Here is a 369-nt window from a genome sequence, read left to right as displayed (position 1 = left end):
CACCGTTGGCCAACAACTGCGTTTTGGCGCTGTTTTCCGTCAACATATTAAAGCTTGAATTTATTTTTTGGCCGAGTAACAACGCGCCGCCGCCACCAAGTGCAATCACTATAGTGAGTACGGCAAATCCAATGTATAGCCGATGAACAACCGAGATCTGACTGATATTTTTTCCAAACATGCCTTGCTACCTTTCCCAAAGTTCGACATTACACCCACTAGTAATCCTAGTAAGGTTTTCGTTGATTAGCTTTTTTAGTAATTATTGTGAGATATCCTGCACAATTAATGGGCTAAGCCATTATTAGATTTAGCTTTTTGGCTCACTTGTTATGCAAATTCATACGTAATAAAAGAATAATCTAATGG

At 39.0% G+C, this 369-nt stretch carries 1 protein-coding gene; it reads right to left on the bottom strand.

Annotated elements, in window-relative coordinates; translation table 11 throughout:
* On the bottom strand, nt 1-181 hold a 181-nt coding region (locus Q4528_RS12850; protein ID WP_303521866.1), incomplete at its 3' end, for a hypothetical protein.
* Nucleotides 182-369: the final 188 nt, after the last annotated feature.

Source organism: Staphylococcus pasteuri (assembly GCF_030547725.1).
Lineage (GTDB): Bacteria > Bacillota > Bacilli > Staphylococcales > Staphylococcaceae > Staphylococcus > Staphylococcus pasteuri.
Note: the sequence above shows the minus strand (reverse complement) of the source record. Positions and strands in the feature narration are given on the sequence as shown.